General features: G+C 75.0%; 18 protein-coding genes. 13 read left to right on the forward strand and 5 right to left on the reverse strand.

The genetic code is table 11. The features are described from left to right. Positions 1–103 precede the first annotated feature (103 nt). The 3 genes from ACPYN7_RS06910 to ACPYN7_RS06920 form a co-directional block, all read right to left on the reverse strand. Positions 104–334 (reverse strand): acyl-CoA carboxylase subunit epsilon, encoded by a 231-nt coding sequence (locus ACPYN7_RS06910; protein WP_058873435.1) that lies wholly within the window; start codon positions 332–334, stop codon positions 104–106. Further along, positions 331–1,914 (reverse strand): acyl-CoA carboxylase subunit beta, encoded by a 1,584-nt coding sequence (locus ACPYN7_RS06915; RefSeq protein WP_058873436.1) that lies wholly within the window; start codon positions 1,912–1,914, stop codon positions 331–333. The genes ACPYN7_RS06910 and ACPYN7_RS06915 overlap by 4 nt, the downstream gene beginning before the upstream one ends. 158 nt (positions 1,915–2,072) lie before the next feature. Further along, positions 2,073–2,375: a YciI family protein gene (locus ACPYN7_RS06920; RefSeq protein WP_058873437.1), complete on the reverse strand. Its 303-nt coding sequence runs from the start codon at positions 2,373–2,375 to the stop codon at positions 2,073–2,075. Positions 2,376–2,550: 175 nt separating this feature from the next. On the opposite strand from ACPYN7_RS06920, the gene ACPYN7_RS06925 reads away from it, so the two are divergent. From ACPYN7_RS06925 to ACPYN7_RS06955, 7 genes are all read left to right on the forward strand, one after another. After that, positions 2,551–3,435 carry a biotin--[acetyl-CoA-carboxylase] ligase gene (locus ACPYN7_RS06925; RefSeq protein ID WP_058873438.1) on the forward strand — a complete coding sequence of 295 codons (885 nt, stop codon included), beginning with the start codon at positions 2,551–2,553 and terminating at the stop codon, positions 3,433–3,435. A 2-nt stretch (positions 3,436–3,437) separates the two neighbouring features. Further along, complete coding sequence (locus tag ACPYN7_RS06930) at positions 3,438–4,094, forward strand: hypothetical protein (protein WP_058873439.1); 657 nt, start codon at positions 3,438–3,440, stop codon at positions 4,092–4,094. Positions 4,095–4,097: 3 nt separating this feature from the next. After that, positions 4,098–5,255, forward strand: coding sequence for an adenylate/guanylate cyclase domain-containing protein (locus tag ACPYN7_RS06935; RefSeq protein WP_058873440.1), 1,158 nt, complete (start codon positions 4,098–4,100; stop codon positions 5,253–5,255). Further along, positions 5,252–6,142, forward strand: a complete 891-nt coding sequence (locus tag ACPYN7_RS06940) for a PP2C family protein-serine/threonine phosphatase (RefSeq protein WP_424347146.1) — start codon at positions 5,252–5,254, stop codon at positions 6,140–6,142. Before ACPYN7_RS06935 ends, ACPYN7_RS06940 begins: the two co-directional genes overlap by 4 nt. A 98-nt stretch (positions 6,143–6,240) precedes the next feature. Beyond that, the gene (locus tag ACPYN7_RS06945) at positions 6,241–7,215 is read left to right on the forward strand and encodes a hypothetical protein (RefSeq protein ID WP_424347147.1); all 975 of its coding nucleotides are present in this window, start codon (positions 6,241–6,243) and stop codon (positions 7,213–7,215) included. Positions 7,216–7,303: 88 nt separating this feature from the next. Next, complete coding sequence (locus tag ACPYN7_RS06950; RefSeq protein ID WP_368827812.1) at positions 7,304–7,666, forward strand: ArsR/SmtB family transcription factor; 363 nt, start codon at positions 7,304–7,306, stop codon at positions 7,664–7,666. Between the two features lie 14 nt (positions 7,667–7,680). Then, positions 7,681–8,178: an SRPBCC family protein gene (locus tag ACPYN7_RS06955; RefSeq protein WP_058873444.1), complete on the forward strand. Its 498-nt coding sequence runs from the start codon at positions 7,681–7,683 to the stop codon at positions 8,176–8,178. Positions 8,179–8,289: 111 nt separating this feature from the next. On the opposite strand, the gene ACPYN7_RS06960 is transcribed toward ACPYN7_RS06955, so the two are convergent. Both ACPYN7_RS06960 and ACPYN7_RS06965 read right to left on the reverse strand, forming a co-directional pair. Next, entirely contained in the window at positions 8,290–10,671 is a 2,382-nt protein-coding gene (locus tag ACPYN7_RS06960) for an acyl-CoA dehydrogenase (RefSeq protein WP_424347148.1), read from the reverse strand. An 89-nt stretch (positions 10,672–10,760) separates the two neighbouring features. Further along, on the reverse strand, positions 10,761–11,534 hold the full coding sequence (locus ACPYN7_RS06965) for a TetR/AcrR family transcriptional regulator (RefSeq protein ID WP_424347149.1): 774 nt from the start codon (positions 11,532–11,534) through the stop codon (positions 10,761–10,763). A 69-nt stretch (positions 11,535–11,603) separates the two neighbouring features. Here ACPYN7_RS06965 and ACPYN7_RS06970 point away from each other — a divergent pair, with 69 nt between their 5' ends. The 6 genes from ACPYN7_RS06970 to ACPYN7_RS06995 all read left to right on the forward strand — a co-directional run bounded on the left by ACPYN7_RS06970 (position 11,604) and on the right by ACPYN7_RS06995 (position 19,805). Next, the gene (locus ACPYN7_RS06970; protein WP_424347150.1) at positions 11,604–12,977 is read left to right on the forward strand and encodes an acetyl-CoA C-acetyltransferase; all 1,374 of its coding nucleotides are present in this window, start codon (positions 11,604–11,606) and stop codon (positions 12,975–12,977) included. Between the two features lie 50 nt (positions 12,978–13,027). Beyond that, positions 13,028–14,410 carry a 3-oxoacyl-ACP reductase gene (locus ACPYN7_RS06975; protein WP_424347151.1) on the forward strand — a complete coding sequence of 461 codons (1,383 nt, stop codon included), beginning with the start codon at positions 13,028–13,030 and terminating at the stop codon, positions 14,408–14,410. A gap of 2 nt (positions 14,411–14,412) precedes the next feature. After that, positions 14,413–15,387, forward strand: a complete 975-nt coding sequence (locus tag ACPYN7_RS06980; protein WP_424347222.1) for a MaoC/PaaZ C-terminal domain-containing protein — start codon at positions 14,413–14,415, stop codon at positions 15,385–15,387. 57 nt (positions 15,388–15,444) lie between these two features. Continuing rightward, a complete protein-coding gene (gene ligA, locus ACPYN7_RS06985) occupies positions 15,445–17,784 on the forward strand; it encodes an NAD-dependent DNA ligase LigA (RefSeq protein WP_424347152.1) in 2,340 nt (779 codons plus the stop codon). A gap of 2 nt (positions 17,785–17,786) precedes the next feature. After that, positions 17,787–18,626: an inositol monophosphatase family protein gene (locus ACPYN7_RS06990; protein WP_424347153.1), complete on the forward strand. Its 840-nt coding sequence runs from the start codon at positions 17,787–17,789 to the stop codon at positions 18,624–18,626. A 456-nt stretch (positions 18,627–19,082) separates the two neighbouring features. Then, positions 19,083–19,805 carry a transglycosylase family protein gene (locus ACPYN7_RS06995; protein WP_424347154.1) on the forward strand — a complete coding sequence of 241 codons (723 nt, stop codon included), beginning with the start codon at positions 19,083–19,085 and terminating at the stop codon, positions 19,803–19,805. The last annotated feature ends 3 nt before the right edge of the window (positions 19,806–19,808 follow it).

Raw genomic sequence — 19,808 nt, forward strand, 5'->3', positions numbered from 1 at the left:
GCACGCGCCGGTCGCCCCGGCACCGGCCCTCGGCACCGGACCGTGGCGCCTGTCCGTGCGGGCCGAGCCCGCGGACCACCGCCGCGGGCTCACCGCCGTGGGCTCACTCCTCCGGCCGGCTCCGCCGCCACGCGCCGCGGCCCGGGCGCAGCCGCAGGCCCAGCCGCATCCTGCGGAACTGGTCGCGGCGCCCCGGGGTGGCCTGCGCGTCGGCGTCGCCCCCGCCCGGGCGCGCGAGCAGGACGGCGGTGACGGCGGCGATCTCCTCCGGCGTGGGACTGCCGGCCGTGAAGCGCAGGGACGGGACGCCCTCGACGGGCTCGCGGGCCGTCACAGCGGGATGTTCCCGTGCTTCTTGGCGGGCGTCGTGGCGCGCTTGTCGCGCAGGGCCCGCAGGGCCTTGAGCACCTGCACCCGGGTCTCGGACGGGGAGATCACCGCGTCCACGTAGCCCAGCTCGGCGGCCTGGTACGGGTTGAGCAGGCTCTCCTCGTACTTGCGCACCAGCTCGGCGCGCAGCGCGTCCACGTCCTCGTCGTTGTCGGCGGCGGCCTTGAGGTCCCGGCGGTAGAGGATCTCCACGGCGCCCTGGGCGCCCATCACGCCGATCTGCGCGGTGGGCCAGGCCAGGTTGATGTCCGCGCCGAGCTTCTTCGAGCCCATCACGATGTAGGCCCCGCCGTAGGCCTTGCGGGTGATCAGGGTGACCAGCGGGACGGTCGCCTCGGCGTAGGCGTAGAGCAGCTTGGCGCCGCGCCGGATGATGCCGTTGAACTCCTGGTCGGTGCCGGGCAGGAACCCGGGCACGTCCACGAGGGTCAGGATCGGGACGTTGAACGCGTCGCAGTGGCGCACGAACCGGGCCGCCTTCTCGGAGGCCGCGATGTCCAGCGTGCCGGCGAACTGAAGGGGCTGGTTCGCCACGATGCCCACGGTGTGCCCCTCGACCCGGGCGTAGCCGATCATCACGTTGGGGGCGTAGAGGGCCTGCATCTCCAGGAAGTGCCCGTCGTCGACGACCGCCTCGACCACCGCGCGCATGTCGTAGGGCTGGTTGGCGGAGTCCGGGACCAGCGTGTCGAGGGCGAGGTCCACGTCCGTGACCTCGTCCTCCTGGTCGTGGTCCAGCAGGGGCGCCTCCTGCAGGTTGTTGGCCGGGAGGAACTCGAGCAGCTCGTGCACGAAGTCGAACGCGTCCTGCTCGTCCTCGGCGAGGTACGTGGCCGTGCCCGTGGTCGCGTTGTGCTGGCGCGCCCCGCCCAGGGTCTCCATGTCCACCGACTCGCCCGTGACCGTCTTGATGACGTCGGGGCCGGTGATGAACATGTGCGAGGTCTTGTCGACCATCACGATGTAGTCGGTCAGGGCCGGGGAGTAGGCCGCCCCGCCCGCGCACGGGCCCATGATCAGCGAGATCTGCGGGACCACCCCGGAGGAGCGCACGTTCATGTTGAAGATGTCCGCGAACATGGCCAGGGAGGCCACGCCCTCCTGGATCCGCGCCCCGCCGCCGTCGTTGATCCCGACCACCGGGCAGCCGTTGCGCAGGGCGAACTTCTGCACCTTGACGATCTTCTCGCCGTTGACCTGGGACAGGGACCCGCCGAACACCGCGAAGTCCTGGGAGTAGACCGCCACCAGGCGCCCGTCCACCGTGCCGTAGCCGCTGACCACGCCGTCGCCGGGCAGCTTCTTCGCGGCCATCCCGAAGGCGGTCGAGCGGTGGGTCGCGAGCGCGTCGAACTCCACGAACGAGTCCTCGTCCAGGAGCATCTCCACGCGCTCGCGGGCGGTGTTCTTCCCGCGGGCGTGCTGCTTCTCGATCGCGGCCTGCCCCGCGGGCGCCTCGGAGCGGGCCCTGCGGTCGTGGAAGTCGGCGATCTTGCCGGCGGTGGTCGTCAGGTCGTGGGTCACAAGCACCTCGTGGTCTGGTACGCGGCCGGCCCGGCGGGCCGAGCGGTCCGGTCCGGGGTGGTCTGGGGACCTGCCCACTCTAGTCCGCGGCCGTGGGGGCCTCCGTTGTAGAACTCCTACAAATTCCGGGTCCGGGGCCGGGGGCGCCCGGACGGCGCTCAGCCGACGCGGCCGAGGACCACCTTCCAGGGCCGGACGGTCCGCTCGGTGACCACCCCGTGGCGCACCAGCGGGTCCTCGTCGGTGAGCCGCTCGACCGCCGCGGCGTCCTCGGCGGCGAAGACCAGCAGCGCGCCCGGCGCGCCGTCGTCGTCGAACGGCCCGGACGCGAGCAGGCGGCCCTGCGCCACGAGGCCGCCGAGGTACTCCCGGTGCTCGGGGCGGCGGGCGGCCAGGACGTCGGCGGGCCCCCCGTAGACGTAGGTGACGGCGAACGTCGTGGGGTGCTCGGCTGCGCTCACGATGGCTCCTTCGGTCTCGAGCCGCGGTCCCGGCGGCCGGACGGGACCGTCCAGCCCGTTCCCGGGGAACCGGGCTACTACTGTGGATGTGGTCCGAAGACTACGCGGACGGCCCCCGGCACCGCGACGCCTGCGCCGTGCCGACCGGCCGCCGCCCACCGCCCCGAGGAGAACCGTGCCCGACCCCCGCGCCGCCGACCTGCGCGCCCCCGCCGTGCTCGCCGCCCTGGCGGACCTCGGCCTGGGACGGATCGACGTCCTCGACGAGGTCGGCTCCACGAACGAGCACCTCACGGCCGCCGTCACCCGGCAGGCGCGCGGGCCCCGCCCGGACCGTCCGTGGACCGACCTGTCCCTCGTGCTCACCGGGCACCAGAGCGCGGGGCGCGGCCGGCTGGACCGGGTGTGGACCACCGAGCCCGGCACCGCCCTGACGTTCAGCGTCCTGCTGCGCCCGGCCGACGGCGGCGGCCGGCCGCTGCCCACCCAGCACTTCCCGTGGCTGACCCTGCTGATGGCCTCAGCGGTCGTGGACGCCCTGGAGGAGCTCGCGGCGGCGGGCGCCCGGATCAAGTGGCCCAACGACGTCCTGGTGGACGGGCGCAAGGTCGCCGGCCTGCTCGCGGGCCTCGTCCTGGACGAGCAGCGCCCGCCGGCGGTGGTGCTGGGCACGGGCGTCAACGTGGCCCAGGAGGAGCTGCCCGTGGCCACGGCCACGTCCGTCCGTCGTGCCACCGGCCGCGAGGTCGGGCGCGCCGCCGTCCTGCCGGCCGTGCTGGGCGCGTTCGTCCCCCTCTACCGGCAGTTCTGCGCGGACCCGGCCGCTGCCGTGCGGCCCGGTGGACCGCTGCGCGCCCGGATCGGCGAGCGGATGGAGACCCTCGGCCGCACGGTGCGCGCCGAGCTGCCCGGCGGCGCCGCCCCCGTCACAGGCACCGCGACGGGCCTCGGCGAGCACGGGGGGCTGCTGGTGCGCGAGGCCGGCGGTGCCCTGCGCGAGGTGACGGCCGGCGACGTGGTGCACCTGCGCCCGGCCCCGGACGCCCTCGGGACGGACTGAGCGTGCCCGCCCGTCCCGCCCTGCAGCCGGGGGAGCGCGTGCTCGTGTCCACCCGCGCGCACGGCGCGCGGCTGACCCGGCCCTTCCTGGTGCTGCTGCTCACGGTGTTCGCGCTCTCCACCGCCCAGCGGGCCCTCGAGCTGCGCTGGCGCCCCGTGGCGGAGCCGTGGACCACGGTGCACGCCGGGGTGGAGCTCACCCTGCTCGTGGCTGCCGGCTGGGTGGTGCTCCGCAGCTGCCTGCGCCCGCTCCTGCGCTGGTGGCGCACCCGCTACGTGCTCACCACCCGGCACCTCGTGCTGCTGCGCCCCGGCGGGGCCCGGCGGACCGTGTCGCTTCCCCTGCACCAGCTGCGCCGGGTCTCCGTGGAGCGCCGGCGCAGCCCCGCCCTCGGCCGGCGCGACGGGCGCGTGGTGGCCGACTTCGGGCCGCTCGGCGGGCTGCGGCTCGAGCACGCCCCGGAGGCGCAGCGCCTGGCCGGGCTGATCCGCCGGGCCGCCGAGGACCTGTGGGCCGCGGACGACGGCTCCCGCGGGGGTGCGCCGGGGCTCCCGACCACTAGAGTGGACCGCGACGCGGTCGTGGCACCACGCCCGGGCCCGTCCGTCGCCCCGCGCCGAGCGTGGAGCCGGCGGGCCGTCCACCAGGAAGAGGAGTGACGTGTGGCGAGTGAGGACTCGGAGACCCAGGGCGAGCCCGCGCTCGGCCCCCAGACGGCACAGCTGAACCTGAACCTGCACAACCCCGTCCAGGCGAACCTCTACCGCTCGGACGAGTCCAAGGCCGCCGTGCAGGCCCTCGAGCAGACCCTCCTGGGCTCGGAGCGCGTCCTGCGCCGCCGGGAGGCCGCGCGCCGGGGCGGGCTGTCCCTGCTGTCCGCGCGCAAGGTCTGGCGCGCCCTGGGCTTCCCGAACCTCACCGACGACGACCTGTGGTTCACCGAGCAGGACTCCGAGGCCCTGCGGGTGCTGTCCACGATGGTCCTCGAGGAGAAGGTCACCGAGGAGGCGGCCCTGTCCCTGGTGCGCTCGATCGGGCAGATGACCGACCGCATGGTGGTGTGGCAGGTCGAGGCGCTCGTCGAGGACATGGTCGTCCACCGGGGGATGACCGACGCCGCCGCGCGCCGGCAGCTGCTGCACCTGCTGCCGGACCTCATCGACGCGATCGAGAACCTCCTGGTCTACTCGTGGCGGCGCCAGATGAACGCCGCCGTGCAGCGCCTGGCGATGCGCGTGGAGCGCCCGGACGGCTCGACCGCCACCGGCCCCACGGCCGACGACGGGGCGTCCTCCATCCTCCCGCTCGCGCGCGGGGTGGGCTTCGCCGACCTGGTCTCCTACACCTCGCTCTCCCGGCAGATGAACGAGCGGACCCTGGCCAACCTCGTGCAGCGCTTCGAGAACCGCTGCGCCGAGGTGATCGCCGTGGGCGGCGGCCGGCTCATCAAGACCATCGGGGACGAGGTCATGTTCCTCGCCGAGACCCCCGAGGGCGGGGCGCAGATCTCCCTGGCCCTGGCCCGCGCGATCCGCGACGACCCCGAGCTCCCGCAGGCCCGCGTGGCCTTCGTGTGGGGACGGGTGCTGCCGCGGCTCGGGGACATCTACGGGCCCACGGTGAACCTCGCCTCCCGGCTCGTGTCGCTGACCGACCCGGGCTCCGTGCTCGTGGACGCCTCGACCGCGGCGGTGCTCTCCGGCGACGACCGCTTCATCCTCCTGCCGCAGCCCACCCGCAACGTGCGGGGCTTCGGCGACGTCCAGCCCGTCGCGCTCTCCCAGGGCGCCGGTCCCGGGCTGGAGGTCGACTTCGAATGAGCGCACCCCTCGTCATCCGCGCCGGTGCGGCCACGGACCGCGGCCTGCGCCGGGAGTCCAACGAGGACGCCCTGGTGGTCACGGCCACGATGTGCGCCGTGGCGGACGGCATGGGCGGGCACGAGGCCGGCGAGGTGGCCAGCGCCCTGTGCGTGCGCACGCTCGGGGCGTCCCCCCTGTTCCAGCTGGAGGACTCCCGGTCCTTCGAGGTCCTCGAGCCGGAGCCGCCCCGGGACATCGCCCGGTTCCGCGCCACCGTGGAGCGCGAGCTGCGCCTGGACCCGGAGATCCCCGACGACGCGATCGAGGCGGTCCGCCGGGTCCGCTCGGTGCTGTGGCAGGCGGACCAGCACATCCAGGACGCCGTCGAGGGCCGGGCGGGCACCACCGTCACGGGCGTGTGGCTGCACCGGATCGACGGGCGCATGCTGTGGATCGTGTTCAACACGGGCGACTCCCGGACCTACCGGCTGGCCGGTCCCGAGGCCGGGGCGGGCACGGACGGCGGCGGGCCGGTGATCGAGCAGCTGACGGTGGACCACTCCGAGGTGCAGTACCTCGTGTCGATCGGGCAGCTCACCTCGGCGCAGGCGCTCGTGCACCCGCGCCGCAACGTGATCACCCGGGCCCTGGGCACCGGCCAGGTCTGGGAGCCGGACGTGTGGGTGCTCCCGGCCCGGCACGGGGACCGGCTGATGCTGTGCTCGGACGGGCTGACCAACGAGCTGAGCCCCGCCCACATGGCCCGGGTGCTCGCCTCGGTGCCCCACCCCAAGGAGGCGGCCGACGTGCTGCTGCAGGCCGCGCTGCGCACCGGGGGGCGGGACAACGTCACCGTGATCGTGGCCGACGCCGTGCGGCCGGGGGAGTACGCCCCCGGCTTCTGAGCCCGTGCCCCGCGGGGCCGCGGCGTCCCCAGAAGTGGGGGACATCATCGGCCGTCACATCGGGACCGCCCCCGGCGACGCTGTTTACCTTTGAGAACATGGTCGTCTCGCGCCGCTCCTTCGTCCTCTCCGGCCTGGTGCTCGCCGTGTCGGGGGTCCTCGGCGGAACCCTGCCGGAGCCGTCCGGCGGCCGGCGCCCGTTCGTGCTGTGGGGCTCCTCCTCGGCGGCCAGCGCGCTCCACCGGGACCGCCCGCGCGGCTTCCCCGCGGTGCGGATCGAGGACCTGCTGTCGCAGCTGCTGGAGGCGCCGGGGGCCTCGCGCGCGGTCAGCGGCGACCGGTCCTGGCAGACCCTGGCGATGCGCAGCCGCGCCCACCCCTACCTGCCCCGGCTGGGCTCCGGCTACGGGGTCGGCCGGCTCCCCGCCCACGGGGAGCTGGTGGTGCCCACCGTGGACGGCCGGGTGCCGAGCGTGCTCGTGCCGGTCCCGGGCACCGTCTCGGGGGTCCCGTGCACGATCCGGGCCGTGGCGCGGGACGGGGACACCGTGGTGCTGCGCCGCGAGGTGCCCGGGGCCGAGGTCGACGTGGCGCCCGCGTCGGCGGCGCGGTGGCGCACCGCGCTGGAGGAGCGCCACCGTGGCCACGTGCACCTGCTGTGGACGGGCAAGAACAACATCGAGGACCCGGACCGGGTCGTCGCCGACACCCGCGCGGCCTGGCAGGTCGAGCCCGGCACGTCCGTGGTGATGGGCCAGTGGCACACTGTGGCCGACCGGCGCGGCACGGCGGGGTGGGAGCAGGTGCGCGGCGTGAACGCGGTCCACCGCCAGGAGTACGGCGAGCGGTTCTACGACACGATGGCCGACCTGCGCGATCCCGGGCTGTGGTCCCTGCCGGGCCTGCGGCCCCACCGGATCGGCGCCTCGGCCGCGGACCGCCGCTGGCTGGGCCTGGGACTGCCGCCGCGATCGGTCGTCGCCGGCGACCGCCGGCACCTCAACGCCCTGGGCAACACGATCGTGGCCCACGGCCTGCACCGCCACCTGACCGGCCCGGCCGGGCTCTACTGAGCGGCTCGCCGGGGGCCCCGGCGCACCCTGCGGCCCCGGGGCGCGGACCTCTTGTGCCGGGCGCCGGGACGGCCTAACATACAACCAAATGGTTGTAGAAAATGAGCTGACGGACGACGAGGTCGACCGCATCTTCCGGGCCCTGGCGGACACGACCCGACGGGACATCGTGACTCGGGTGCTGCGGCAGGAGCAGTCGGTCTCCGCGCTGGCGGGGCACTACCGGATGAGCTTCGCGGCCGTGCAGAAGCACGTGGCCGTGCTCGAGCGGGCCGCGCTGGTCACCAAGCGGCGGCGCGGCCGGGAGCAGGTGGTGCACGGCAACGCGGCCACGCTGCGCCGGGCGGCCGGGCTGCTGGCGGACTACGAGCAGATCTGGCGCGGGCGGGCCCGCGCCATCGAGGACCTCCTCGCCGAGGAGACGCCCCCCGGGGGCCGGGGGGACCAGTAGGAAGGGAGCGAGACATGCCGGTCATCGACGTGCACAAGGACACGGAGGCGCTGACCCTGACGTTCGTCGCGGAGTTCGCCGCGGACGTCGAACGGGTCTGGCAGGTCTGGGCGGACCCGCGCCAGCTCGAGCGCTGGTGGGGCCCTCCCGGCTGGCCCGCCACCTTCGAGGAGCACGAGCTCGCCGAGGGCGGGCGGTGCCGCTACCACATGACCGGCCCGGACGGGGAGAAGGCCCGGGGCTGGTGGACGGTCACCGCGGTGGACCCGCCGCACCGGCTGGAGTTCGACGACGGCTTCGCGGGGGAGGACGGCGAGCCGGACCCGGCCCTGGGCGCCACCCACGGCGTGGTCACCTTCGAGGCCGTCGACGGCCGGACGCGGATGACCACGGTCTCGACCTTCGAGAGCGCGGAGCAGCTCGAGCAGATGTCCGCGATGGGCATGGAGGAGGGCATGCGCCAGGCCATGGGCCAAATCGACGACGTCCTGGCCGGGGCCGTCTCCCGCTGACCGCGCCCGCTCCCGCCCGCGGACGCGGGACGGACGACGACGCCGCCCCGGGACTCCCGGGGCGGCGTCGCCGGTGCGCCCGGCCGGTGCGGTCCGGACGGGGTGCGCGGATCAGGCGTCCTGGCGCACGGCGGTGTCCGTGCCGGGCCCGGTGCCCGCCGGCCGGGCCGCGGTCCCCGCACCGCCCTCGGCCGGCTCCGCTGCGGTGTCCGCGGCCGGCTCCCCGGACGCCGCGGCCCGCTGCGCCGCCAGCTTCCGCGGCTTGAGCTCGAGCCGGCGCTCGTGCTTGCGCTCCGCCCGGCGCTCCGTGCGCTGCTCCGCCTGCTTCTCGGCCCGGCGCTCCTTGCGCTTCTCCTCCTTCTTCTCCTCCGCGGCCTTCTCGCCCGGGGCGCCGGCGGCACGGGTGGCGGACTCCCGGCGGGGGGCCTTCTCCTTGACCGGGGCGCCGCCCGAGGCGCGCAGCCGCCGGTAGTGCTCGGCGGCCTCCTCCTGGCGCCGCGCCTCGATCCCCGTGGCGATCTCGGCCCGCAGGTGCTCCGGCTCGAGCTCGAACGCGGCCACGAGGTCGAGCGCGTGCGGGCGCAGGCGGGCGAGCAACCGGTCGATGTACTCGTCGAGGCTGCGCCCGCGCCGCATCGACAGCCGGCCGTAGGAGAGGTACCACGCGAGGTTCTTCTCGATGAGCCGCAGCCCGAACACGTCGCGCAGCCAGGTGAGCACCCTGCGGGTCCCCGGGTCCTCGACCTGCTCCAGGCCCCGGGTGAAGGCCTCCCACTGCAGCAGCTCCGCGTGGGCGCGGGCCGCCGCGATGAGCTTGTGCTGGTTCTCGTTGAACAGCGCGGCGGCCTCCGCGCGCGGGAGCTTGGCGCTGGGCCGCAGGTTCTCCGCGACCTCGGCGACCATGGTCTGCACCCGGTCCGTGAGCAGCGAGCGCTGCGCGGACTCCTCGCGCAGGGCGTTGACGGAGCGGCGCACGTCCCCGGTGTCCCGGAACGCCTGGCCGAGCTTGCGCAGCCCGGACCGGTGGTACGTGGCCTCGGTGGCCCGGCCCGCCACGTAGCGGGCCATCACCCCCATGTCGACCTGCTTGAACTCCTCCGCCCAGTCGGACAGCAGCCGCTTGGCCACGAGCTGCAGCAGCACCGTGTTGTCGCCCTCGAAGGTCGCGTAGATGTCCAGGTCGTGGCGCAGGGAGGTGAGCCGGTTCTTCGTCAGGAAGCCCGCGCCGCCGCAGGCCTCGCGGCACTCCTGCACCGTGTCGAGGGCGCTCCAGGTGGACAGCGCCTTGAGCGCGGCGGCGAGGGTCTCGAGGTCCTGCCGGTTCTCGTCGGTGTCCTCGCGGCCCGAGAAGACGTCGTCGTACTTGTGCAGCAGCTCCTGGTGGGCGAAGTGCATGGCGTAGGTCTCGGCCAGCCGGGGCAGCAGCCGCCGCTGGTGCTGCTGGTAGTCCATCAGCACCTCCTCCTGGATGTCGGAGGACGCGTTGAACTGGCGGCGCTCGCTGCCGTAGCGGATCGCGATGGTCAGGGCGGCCTTGTTCGCCAGGACGGCCGCGCCGTCGAGGGAGACCCGGCCCTGCACCAGGGTGCCGATCATCGTGAAGAAGCGGCGGCCCGGGCTCGCGATGGGCGAGCTGTAGGCGCCGTCCGCGGCCACGGACCCGTACTTGTCCAGCAGGTGCGTGCGCGGGACCCGCACCCGGGTGAAGTGCAGGCGCCCGTTGTCGATGCCGTTGAGCCCGCCCTTGTGGCCGTCGTCCTCCCCGCCCACGCCGGGCAGGAAGTTCCCGTCCTCGTCCCGCAGGTCCACCCAGAAGGCGTGCACCCCGTGGTTCACGCCGAGGGTGACGAGCTGGGCGAAGACCACCGCCGCGCGCCCGTGCACGGCGGCGTTGCCGAGGTAGTCCTTCCACGCGGCCTTGAAGGGGGTGTGGATCTCGAACTCCTCCGCGGCGGGGTCGTAGGTCGCGGTGGTGCCGATCGAGGCGACGTCGGAGCCGTGGCCGATCTCGGTCATCGCGAACACGCCCGGGATCCGCAGGTCCCGGATGTCGGCGAGCCAGCGGCGGTGGTGCTCCTCGGTGCCGAGGTTGAGCACGGCCGAGCCGAACAGGCCCCACTGCACGCCGGCCTTGATCTGCATCGACGGGTCCCCGAGCAGCAGCTCCTCGAACCCGGAGACGTTGCCGCCCGGGTCGTCGTGCCCGCCGTACTCCCCGGGCAGTCCCCGGCTCATCGCGCCGTGCTCCACCAGCAGGTGCAGCTGGCCCAGCACGCGCTCGCGGTGCTCGTGGTGGCCGAGCTCCGGCTGCTGGTGCAGCCGCTCGTCGAGCAGCATCCGGCGGGTCTCGCGCCGGACCCCGGCCCAGCGTCCGAGCAGCACCTCGCCGAGGGCGGCGACGTCCACGGCGGGCGCCGGGATCGCGGCGTCGTCCGCGGCGGTGGATCCGCCGGTGGTCCGGGCGGTGGTCGGTCGGTCGACGGTGGTGGTCATGTTCGCTCCTGTCGTGGGTGACCGGCGGTGGCCGGTGCGGTCACGGGGTGGTCGGGGCCGGCCGCGGTCCGCGCCGGCCCGGGTGGTGGTCAGGTGGACGGCTGGTCCGGCACGGGCGCGCCGGGCGGGCGCAGGCCGTCGACGGCCCAGCCCACGATCAGCTCCGTCATCCGCGCGCGGGACGGGCGCCGGGTGCCGTCCGGGGTGTTCATCCAGGCCTCGCCGGCACCGCGGACCATGCCGATCGTGGACGCGGCCCAGTAGCTGAGCACCGGCTCCTCCAGCCGGCGCTCGGCGGGGGTGTGGCGCACGTGCGCCTCCGCGAGCAGCCCGCTGACGGACTCGGTGAACTCCTGGATCAGCCAGCGCTCGCCGCCGTCCGGGGCCGGGGCGTCCTCCTTGCCGGAGCGCTCCCCGCGGGTGCGCTCGGTCCGGTGGCGCTCGTGCCGGGAGCGCCCGGGGTCGGGGGAGAGGGCCACGACGAAGCGGTACACCGACGCCGAGCGCTCGATGCTGAGCAGGTACTCCGCGACCATCGCCTCGACCGAGTCCTCGAAGGAGCCGGCCGCGCGGGCCGCCTCCTCGAGCCGGTCGCGCATCCGCGTCACGGTGTACTCGCCGACCGCGCGCTGCAGTCCCGCCTTGTCCCCGAAGTACCGGTAGTAGACGGACTTGGACGTCCGGCACGCGGTGGCGATCTCCTCCATGGAGGCCTGCGCGCCGAGCTCGTCCACGGCGCTGCGCGCCGTGCGGATGAGCTCGGTCCGCCGCTGGGCGCGGTGCCGGGCCCAGCGGGAGGAGCGGCCGTCCGGGGCGGACGGGCCGTCCGGGGCGGCGGAGTCTGTGTCGTCGACCTGTTTCACGATACCCACGGTATCAGGTATTGTCGTCCGTGACGTGAGCAGCATCACAACACCACCGAGGAGTTTCCTGTGAGCGAGTCCACCCCCGAGCAGACCGTCGAGCCCACCGCGGAGCACACGACCCCCAGCGGCGCCGGGCGCACCGGCGTGGCCCGCCGTGCCGTCGTGGTCGGCGCCAACCGCATCCCCTTCGCCCGCGCGCACGGCGCCTACGCCAACGCCGGCAACCAGGACATGCTGACCGCCGCCCTCGACGGCCTGGCCGCCCGCTACGGCCTCGCCGGGGAGCGGATCGGCGAGGTCGCCGCCGGCGCCGTGCTCAAGCACCCCAAGGACTTCAACCTCACGCGCGAGTCCGTGCTCGGCTCGGTCCTCGACCCCCGCACCCCCGCCTTCGACGTGCAGCAGGCCTGCGCCACGGGCATGGAGGCCGTCTCCACGCTGGTCAACAAGATCCGGCTCGGCCAGATCGACTCGGCCGTGGCCGGCGGCGTCGACTCCGCCTCGGACGCGCCCGTGGTGGTGAGCGAGCGGCTGCGCCGCGGCCTGCTCGAGCTCAACCGGGCCAAGAGCACCCCGCAGAAGCTCAAGGCCCTCGCGCGCCTGCGCCCGGCCGACCTCAAGCCGGTGGCCCCCGGCACGGGGGAACCGCGCACGGGGCTGTCCATGGGCGAGCACCAGGCCCTCACCACCGCCCGCTGGGGCATTCCCCGCGAGGCCCAGGACGAGTTCGCCGCCGCGAGCCACCGGAACCTGGCCGCCGCCTACGAGCGCGGGTTCTTCGACGACCTCGTCACCCCCTTCCGCGGGCTGTCCCGGGACAACAACCTCCGCCCGGACAGCTCCGTGGAGAAGCTCGCCGGGCTCAAGCCGGTGTTCGGGAAGTCCCTCGACGCCGAGGCCACGATGACGGCGGGCAACTCCACGCCCCTCACCGACGGCGCCTCGACCGTGCTGCTCGCCTCCGAGGACTGGGCCGCGGAGCACTCCCTGCCCGTGCTCGCCGACGTCGTGGACGTCGAGGCGGCCGCCGTCGACTTCGTGCACGGCGACGAGGGCCTGCTGATGGCCGGCGCCTACGCCGTGCCCCGCCTGCTGGCGCGCCAGGGCCTGGCCCTCGACGACTTCGACTTCGTCGAGATCCACGAGGCCTTCGCCGCGACCGTGCTCTCGACCCTCGCCGCGTGGGAGGACGAGCAGTTCGGCCGCGAGCGGCTGGGCCTGGACGGCGCCTTCGGCACCGTGGACCGGAGCCGGCTCAACGTCACGGGCTCCTCGCTCGCGGCCGGGCACCCCTTTGCCGCGACCGGCGGGCGCATCGTCGGCACCCTCGCCAAGCTGCTGCGCGAGCGCGCCGACGAGACCGGGCGCCCGGCCCGCGGGCTCATCTCGGTCTGCGCCGCCGGCGGCCTGGGCGTCACCGCCGTCCTCGAGGCCCGCTGAGCCCCCGCCCGCCGACGTCCCCGCCGACCCCCACAGCAAGGACCTCTTCCATGGCAGACACCTATCTCGACCTCGTCAGCACCGGCCCCGGCGGCAGGCTCGCCCGGCAGCTCGGGCTGCCAGCCCCCGCCCGGCTGCGCCGCCACCGTCCCGGGGACCCGCTCGTGCCCGGCCCCGTCCTCGTGCTGGGCCGGGGGGAGGAGGCCGACCGGATCGCCACGGCCCTGCTCGGCTGGGACCTGGACGTCCGGCGCCACCCCGACGACGTCCACCGGTTCGGGGCCGTGGTCCTCGCCCTGACCGAGCTCACCCGGCCCGCGGACCTGGCCGAGCCCGCGCTCGGCCTGGGCGGGGTGCTGCGCTCGCTGGCCCCCGGCGGCCGGGTGGTCACCGTGTCCCGGCCCGCGCCGGGCATCGGCACGGGCGCGGCCTCGGCGACGCCCGCGGCGGCGGAGCCGCTCGACCCGGCCGTCGCCGCGGCCCGCCAGGCGGTCGTCGGCCTCCTGCGCTCCACCGCCCAGGAGATGCGCGGCGGGGCCACCGCCAACGGCGTCCTGCTCGCCGAGGGCGTCGACCCCGGGGCCCCGAGCGTGCTGGGCGCCCTGCGGTTCCTGCTCTCCGGGCGCAGCGCCTTCGTCTCGGGACAGTTCGTGACGGTCGGCGACGACGCCGGGGCCCTGCCCGCCGACTGGGAGGCCCCCCTGCGGGGCAGGGTCGCCGCCGTCACCGGCGCGGCCCGCGGCATCGGCGCGCAGATCGCCCGCACGCTCGCCGGCGCCGGCGCCCACGTCGTCGTCGTCGACGTCCCCGCCGCGGGCGAGCCGCTGGCCGCGCTCGCCAACGGGATCCACGCCGTGGCCCTGCAGCTCGACGTCACGGACGAGCACGCCGGGGAGCGGATCCTCGGGCTCGCCCGGGAGCGCTTCGGCCGCCTGGACGTGGTGGTGCACAACGCCGGGATCACCCGGGACAAGCTGCTGGCCAACATGGACGAGTCCCGCTGGTCCTCGGTGCTCGCCGTGAACCTCGAGTCGCAGCTGCGGATGAACGAGCAGCTCCTGGCCGGGGAGGGCCTGGGCCCGGCGCCGCGGATCGTCTCCCTGGCCTCCACGAGCGGCGTGGCCGGCAACCGCGGGCAGACCAACTACGCCGCCTCCAAGGCCGGGGTGATCGGGATGGTCGCCGCCGCCGCGCCCCTGCTGGCGCGGCGCGGCGGCAGCATCAACGCGGTGGCCCCCGGGTTCATCGAGACGGAGATGACCGCCCGGATCCCGGCGGCCCGCCGCCAGGTCGCCCGCCGGCTGAACTCCCTGCAGCAGGGCGGGCTGCCGGAGGACGTGGCCCAGGCCGTGCTCTTCCTCGCCTCGGACGCCGCCGGCGGCATCAACGGGCAGACGCTGCGCGTGTGCGGCCAGAACCTGGTGGGGGCGTGAGCATGGCCGGCGACCGGTACGAGACCGTGGTCCTCGACGAGGTCCCCTCCCTCGGGGGGCTCTACGCCCGCGCCGCGGCGGCCGCGGCCGGCGGCCTGCTGCCGCGCGGGCTCACCGGCCGGCTGCCGGGCCGGCGGCCCGCACGCCCCGGCGGCGCCGGCGCCGCCCCGGGGGCCCTGCCCGCGGTGGCGCACGTGGTCGAGGCCGTGGTGGTGGACGCGGCCGGGCACGAGGCGTTCTGCCGCACGGTCGGCGCGCCGCCGCGCGAGGGCCCCGGTGGCACGCAGGCCTTCTCCGGGTACCTGCACGCCCTGGCGTTCCCCGTGGCGATGAGCGTGCTGACCCGCCCCGACTTCCCGCTGCCGGTCCTCGGCATGGTGCACCTGGCCAACGAGGTCGAGCACCGCGGGGCCGTGACGGTGGGGGAGGACCTCACGATCACCGCCTCCGCCGAGCGGCTGCGCCCGCACCGCTCCGGTGCGCTGGTCGACGTCGTCGCCCGTCTGGCGCGGGCGGACGGCGAGCCCGTGTGGACGGGCCGCTCGAGCTACCTCGCCAAGGGCGTGCACGTGCCCGGGACGGCCGACGACGCTGCGCGCGAGGAGTTCGTGCCGCCGGCCCCGACCGGGCACTGGCGGCTGACGGCCGGCACCGGGCGGGACTACGCCGCGGTCAGCGGGGACTGGAACCCGATCCACCTCTCCGGGCCCACCGCCCGGGCGCTGGGTCTGAAGGGGGCCATCGCCCACGGCATGTACTCGGCCTCGCGCGCCCTGGCGGAGGTCGGGGTGCCGCCGGGGACACCCTTCCGCTGGACGGTGGAGTTCGCGGCCCCGGTCCTGCTCCCCGGCACGGTCGCGGTCGCGATCGCCGACGACGGGCGGGGCGCCGGCTGGCGGGGCTCGCGCTACGCCGGCTGGGACCCGCGGCGCCGGCGCCCGCACTTCACGGGCACGGTGGCCCGGCTGGACGGCTGACCCGCCGCGGCGGGGCGGAGCGCGGACCACGTCCGGCGCGTGGGCCACAATGGTCGGGTGAGCCCACAGCAGAGGACAGACGCCCGACCCGTCGACGCCACCGGCCAGGACCTCAACCCCGCCCCGCCCAGCGAGGACCTCAAGGAGCAGTACGCGGAGCTCGTGGACCGGGTGCGCGCGGCCCGGACCGCCTACTACGTCGAGGACGCGCCGACCGTCTCGGACGCCGAGTACGACGAGCTCTACCGGCGGCTCGAGGAGATCGAGGCGCTGAACCCGGAGCTCGTGGCCAACGACTCGCCCACGCAGGAGGTCGGCGGCGAGGTCTCCGCGGCGTTCACGCCGGTGACCCACCTCGCGCGGATGTACTCCCTCGAGGACGTCTTCTCGATCGACGAGCTGACCGCCTGGCTGGAGAAGACCACCGCCTCGATCGAGGCGCTGCCGGACGCCCCCGGCTCGGCGTGGCTCACCGAGCTGAAGATCGACGGCCTGGCCGTGAACCTGCTCTACCGCGACGGCGAGCTCGTGCGCGCCGCGACCCGGGGCGACGGCACCACGGGCGAGGACGTCACGCACAACGTGCGCACCATCGCGAGCATCCCCGGCACGCTCACCGGCGAGGACGTCCCCGAGGAGGTCGAGATCCGCGGCGAGGTGTTCATCTCCTCCAGCGACTTCCGCTCGCTCAACGAGGCGATCGTGGCCGAGGGGCGCGCGCCCTTCGCCAACCCCCGCAACGCCGCGGCGGGCTCGCTGCGGCAGAAGGACCCGGAGGTCACGGCCCGGCGCCGGCTGTCCATGTACGTGCACGGGGTGGGCGCCGCCACGGGCCTGCACGCCGACACCCAGTCCGAGGTCTACGGGCTGCTCGAGCGGTGGGGTCTGCCGGTCAGCCCGTACTACAGGGTGCTGCCGTCCACGGAGGACGTCCTCGCGTTCATCGAGGAGTTCGGCCGCCGCCGCCACGACCTCATCCACGAGATCGACGGCATCGTGGTCAAGGTCGACGACCGCCGCACCCAGTTCCGGCTGGGGCACACCTCGCGGGTGCCCCGCTGGTCCGTGGCCTACAAGTACCCGCCGGAGGAGGTGCACACGAAGCTCAAGGACATCCTGGTCAACGTGGGCCGCACCGGGCGGGTCACCCCCTACGGGCTCATGGAGCCGGTGCGGGTCGCCGGGTCCACGGTGGAGATGGCCACGCTGCACAACCAGGACGTGGTGAAGGCCAAGGGCGTGCTCATCGGCGACACCGTGGTGCTGCGCAAGGCCGGGGACGTGATCCCCGAGATCGTGGGCCCCGTGGTGGCGCTGCGGGACGGCACGGAGCGGGAGTTCGTGATGCCCACCCGCTGCCCGTCCTGCGGCACGGAGCTGCGCCCGGCGAAGGAGGGCGACGTCGACATCCGCTGCCCCAACGCCCGCAGCTGCCCGTCCCAGCTGCGCGAGCGGGTCTTCCACGCCGCCGGCCGCGGCGCGTTCGACATCGAGGCGCTCGGCTACGAGGCCGCCCTCGCCCTGACCCGGCCCGACGAGCCGGAGGACCCGCCGCTGACCAGCGAGGCGTTCCTCTTCGACCTCACGCCCGAGGACCTGCGCGAGGTCCGGATCCGGCGGGAGAAGCGGTCGCGCGGCACGCCCACGGGCGAGACCGAGCTGGTGCCGTACTTCTGGACGAAGGGCACGGCCAGGAAGCCGTCCGAGCCCACGGCCACCACCCGCAAGCTGTTCGAGGAGCTCGAGAAGGCCAAGGCGCAGCCCCTGTGGCGCGTGCTCGTGGCCCTGTCCGTCCGGCACGTGGGCCCGACCGCGGCCCGGTCCCTGGCCACCGCGTTCGGCTCGCTGCCGGCCATCCGCGACGCCGACGAGGAGACGCTGGCCCAGGCCGACGGCGTGGGACCCGTGATCGCCGCGGCCCTGACCGAGTGGTTCGCCGAGCCGTGGCGCTGCGAGATCGTGGAGCGCTGGGCGGCGGCGGGCGTGCGCATGGAGGACGAGGTGGACGAGTCCGTGCCCCGGACCCTCGAGGGCACCACCGTGGTCATCACGGGCACCCTCGAGCGCTTCAGCCGCGACTCCGCGAAGGAGGCGGTGCTGGTGCGCGGGGGGAAGGCCTCGGGCTCCGTGTCGAAGAAGACGCACTTCCTGGTGGCGGGCGAGAGCGCCGGCACCAAGCTGGACAAGGCCGAGCAGCTCGGCGTGCCCGTGCTCGACGAGGCCGGCTTCGAACGGCTCCTCGCCGAGGGGCCGGAGGCGTTCGCCGGCGCGGCCGGGGGCACGCCGGAGGGCGCCGCGACGGGCGACGGCGGCGCGGCGGACAGCACTGCCGACAGCACGGTGAACAGCACCGCCGACAGCACCGGAAACAGCACGGACGACGAGGACGGGGCCTGAGCATGGGACGGCACGACGACGCGCTGGAGGGCCTCGGCCCCACCGGCGCCCACCTGGAGGAGCTGCTCGAGCTGGCCCTGGCGGCGGCCGAGGCCGGGGCGGAGGTCCTGCGGGGCCGCGACGCCGAGCGGCTGGGCGTCACCGGCAAGTCCGGCGAGGGCGACTGGGTCACCCGCTTCGACGTGGCCGCCGAGCAGGCCGTGCTGCGCACCATCCTGGACCGGCGCCCGCACGACACGGTCACCGGGGAGGAGTCCGGCACGCACCGGCCGGAGCACCCCTCCGGGATCCGCTGGTCGGTGGACCCGCTCGACGGCACCACCAACTTCATCCGCGGCATCGTCTACTACTGCACGTCCGTGGCCGCCGCCGACGCCGAGGGCAACTGGCTCGTGGGCGCCGTCAACGCCCCGGCCCTGGGCCGGACCTACTTCGCGGTGCGCGGCGCCGGGGCCTGGGTGGAGGCGGACGGGACGTCCCGCCGGCTGGAGGGACCCGTGCCGGGCCGGGCGGGCCGGATCTACGGCACGGGCTTCTCCTTCGACGCCGACCGGCGCGAGCGCCAGATCCCGGGGTTCCTGACCACCATGCGGCAGTACGCGGACCTGCGGCGCCTGGGCTCGGCCGCCCTGGACCTGTGCATGGTCGCGGACGGGACCCTGGACGGGTACGGCGAGCAGGGCCTGCACGAGCACGACTGGGCCGCCGGTGCGCTCATCGCCGAGGAGGCCGGCGCGCTGGTGAGCCGGCCGGAGCTGCCCTCCCCGGCGGCGGGCGAGGTGCCGGCGGCCGAGCGGCTCGCGGCCTGGATCACGGCCCGCGAGCGCGGCATCCCCGGCTGAGACCGGGGACCGGGCGCGGCCCCGCCCCGGTGTGAGATGCCTCTCGTAACTTGACCGAGATCAAAAAGTTGCCATAGCGTGATCTTCGAAGCGTTCTTCCCGAGGCATGTCCTCCGCTTCCGGAACGCGAGTTCCGTCCGCCGGCCCCGATCACGGACCGGCACCCCGTACCGGCCGATCGTGTGTGATACCTCACGACGGCCCGGAAGGGGTAGCGCAACGAAAATCGTTACGCTATCGTGATAAACAGCTTCCCCGAGGATTCCTCCGGGGATCCGGTGTGCCTGGGCTCCGATGTCCGGCACGCCACCAGATCATGCTAGGTGCTGCCGTAACACCGCACGTCGTCTATAGGGCAGACACCTGTAAGCACTTACCCACAACACCTTCACGGGTAGACGACGGCGCGAAGACATCCGGGGACGGAAACGAGCGCAGGTGGCCTCAGGGAGCATCATGACCAACGCTTTCGCTGTTCGTCGCAACGTCCGTCGCGGTGCCGCCGCCCTGATCCTCGGCGGAACCGCCGTGGGCGCCATGGCCCTCCCGGCCAACGCCGCCCCCGCCTCCACCTGGGACGCCCTCGCCCAGTGCGAGTCCGGCGGCGCCTGGGACACCGCCACCGGCAACGGCTTCTCCGGTGGCCTGCAGTTCACCCCCTCCACCTGGGCCGCCTTCGGCGGCCAGGGCGCCCCGCAGGACGCCTCCCGTGAGCAGCAGATCGCCGTGGCCGAGAACGTCCTCGACGGCCAGGGCTGGGGCGCGTGGCCCGCCTGCTCCGCGAAGCTGGGCCTCACCGGCTCCGCCAACCCCTCCGCCGACCCGATGGGCACCGCCTCCGTGACCACGCAGTCCGTCCAGGCCCCGGCCCCGATCGAGGCCCCGGCCCCGGCCCCCGCCCCGGTGGCCGCCCCCGCGCCGGCCGCCGCTCCGACTCCGGCTCCCGCCCCGGCCGCCGCCCAGGCCCCCGTCGTCGAGTACGTGGCCCCGGCCGCCCCCGTGGCCCCGGCCGCCGTGTCCGGCGAGACCTACACCGTGGTCGCCGGCGACACCCTCGGCTCGATCGCCGACAAGCTCGGCATCGAGAACTGGGAGGACCTCTACGAGGCCAACGCGGACGTCATCGCCGACCCGAACCTGATCTTCCCGGGCCAGGTGCTCACCGTCCCCGCCGTCTGATCC

Origin of the sequence: Kocuria sp. CH-021 (assembly GCF_049716185.1) — a bacterium.
Classification (GTDB): Bacteria; Actinomycetota; Actinomycetes; order Actinomycetales; family Micrococcaceae; genus Kocuria; species Kocuria cellulosilytica.

Bases quoted from the DNA above. Each gene is read 5' to 3' on its own strand.
- ACPYN7_RS06990 (WP_424347153.1), top strand. From the start codon at position 17,787: ATGGGACGGCACGACGACGCGCTGGAGGGCCTCGGCCCCACCGGCGCC.
- ACPYN7_RS06955 (WP_058873444.1), top strand. From the start codon at position 7,681: ATGCCGGTCATCGACGTGCACAAGGACACGGAGGCGCTGACCCTGACG.
- ACPYN7_RS06960 (WP_424347148.1), bottom strand. From the start codon at position 10,671: ATGACCACCACCGTCGACCGACCGACCACCGCCCGGACCACCGGCGGA.
- ACPYN7_RS06945 (WP_424347147.1), top strand. From the start codon at position 6,241: ATGGTCGTCTCGCGCCGCTCCTTCGTCCTCTCCGGCCTGGTGCTCGCC.
- ACPYN7_RS06980 (WP_424347222.1), top strand. From the start codon at position 14,413: ATGGCCGGCGACCGGTACGAGACCGTGGTCCTCGACGAGGTCCCCTCC.
- ACPYN7_RS06975 (WP_424347151.1), top strand. From the start codon at position 13,028: ATGGCAGACACCTATCTCGACCTCGTCAGCACCGGCCCCGGCGGCAGG.
- ACPYN7_RS06940 (WP_424347146.1), top strand. From the start codon at position 5,252: ATGAGCGCACCCCTCGTCATCCGCGCCGGTGCGGCCACGGACCGCGGC.
- ACPYN7_RS06995 (WP_424347154.1), top strand. From the start codon at position 19,083: ATGACCAACGCTTTCGCTGTTCGTCGCAACGTCCGTCGCGGTGCCGCC.
- ACPYN7_RS06950 (WP_368827812.1), top strand. From the start codon at position 7,304: ATGGTTGTAGAAAATGAGCTGACGGACGACGAGGTCGACCGCATCTTC.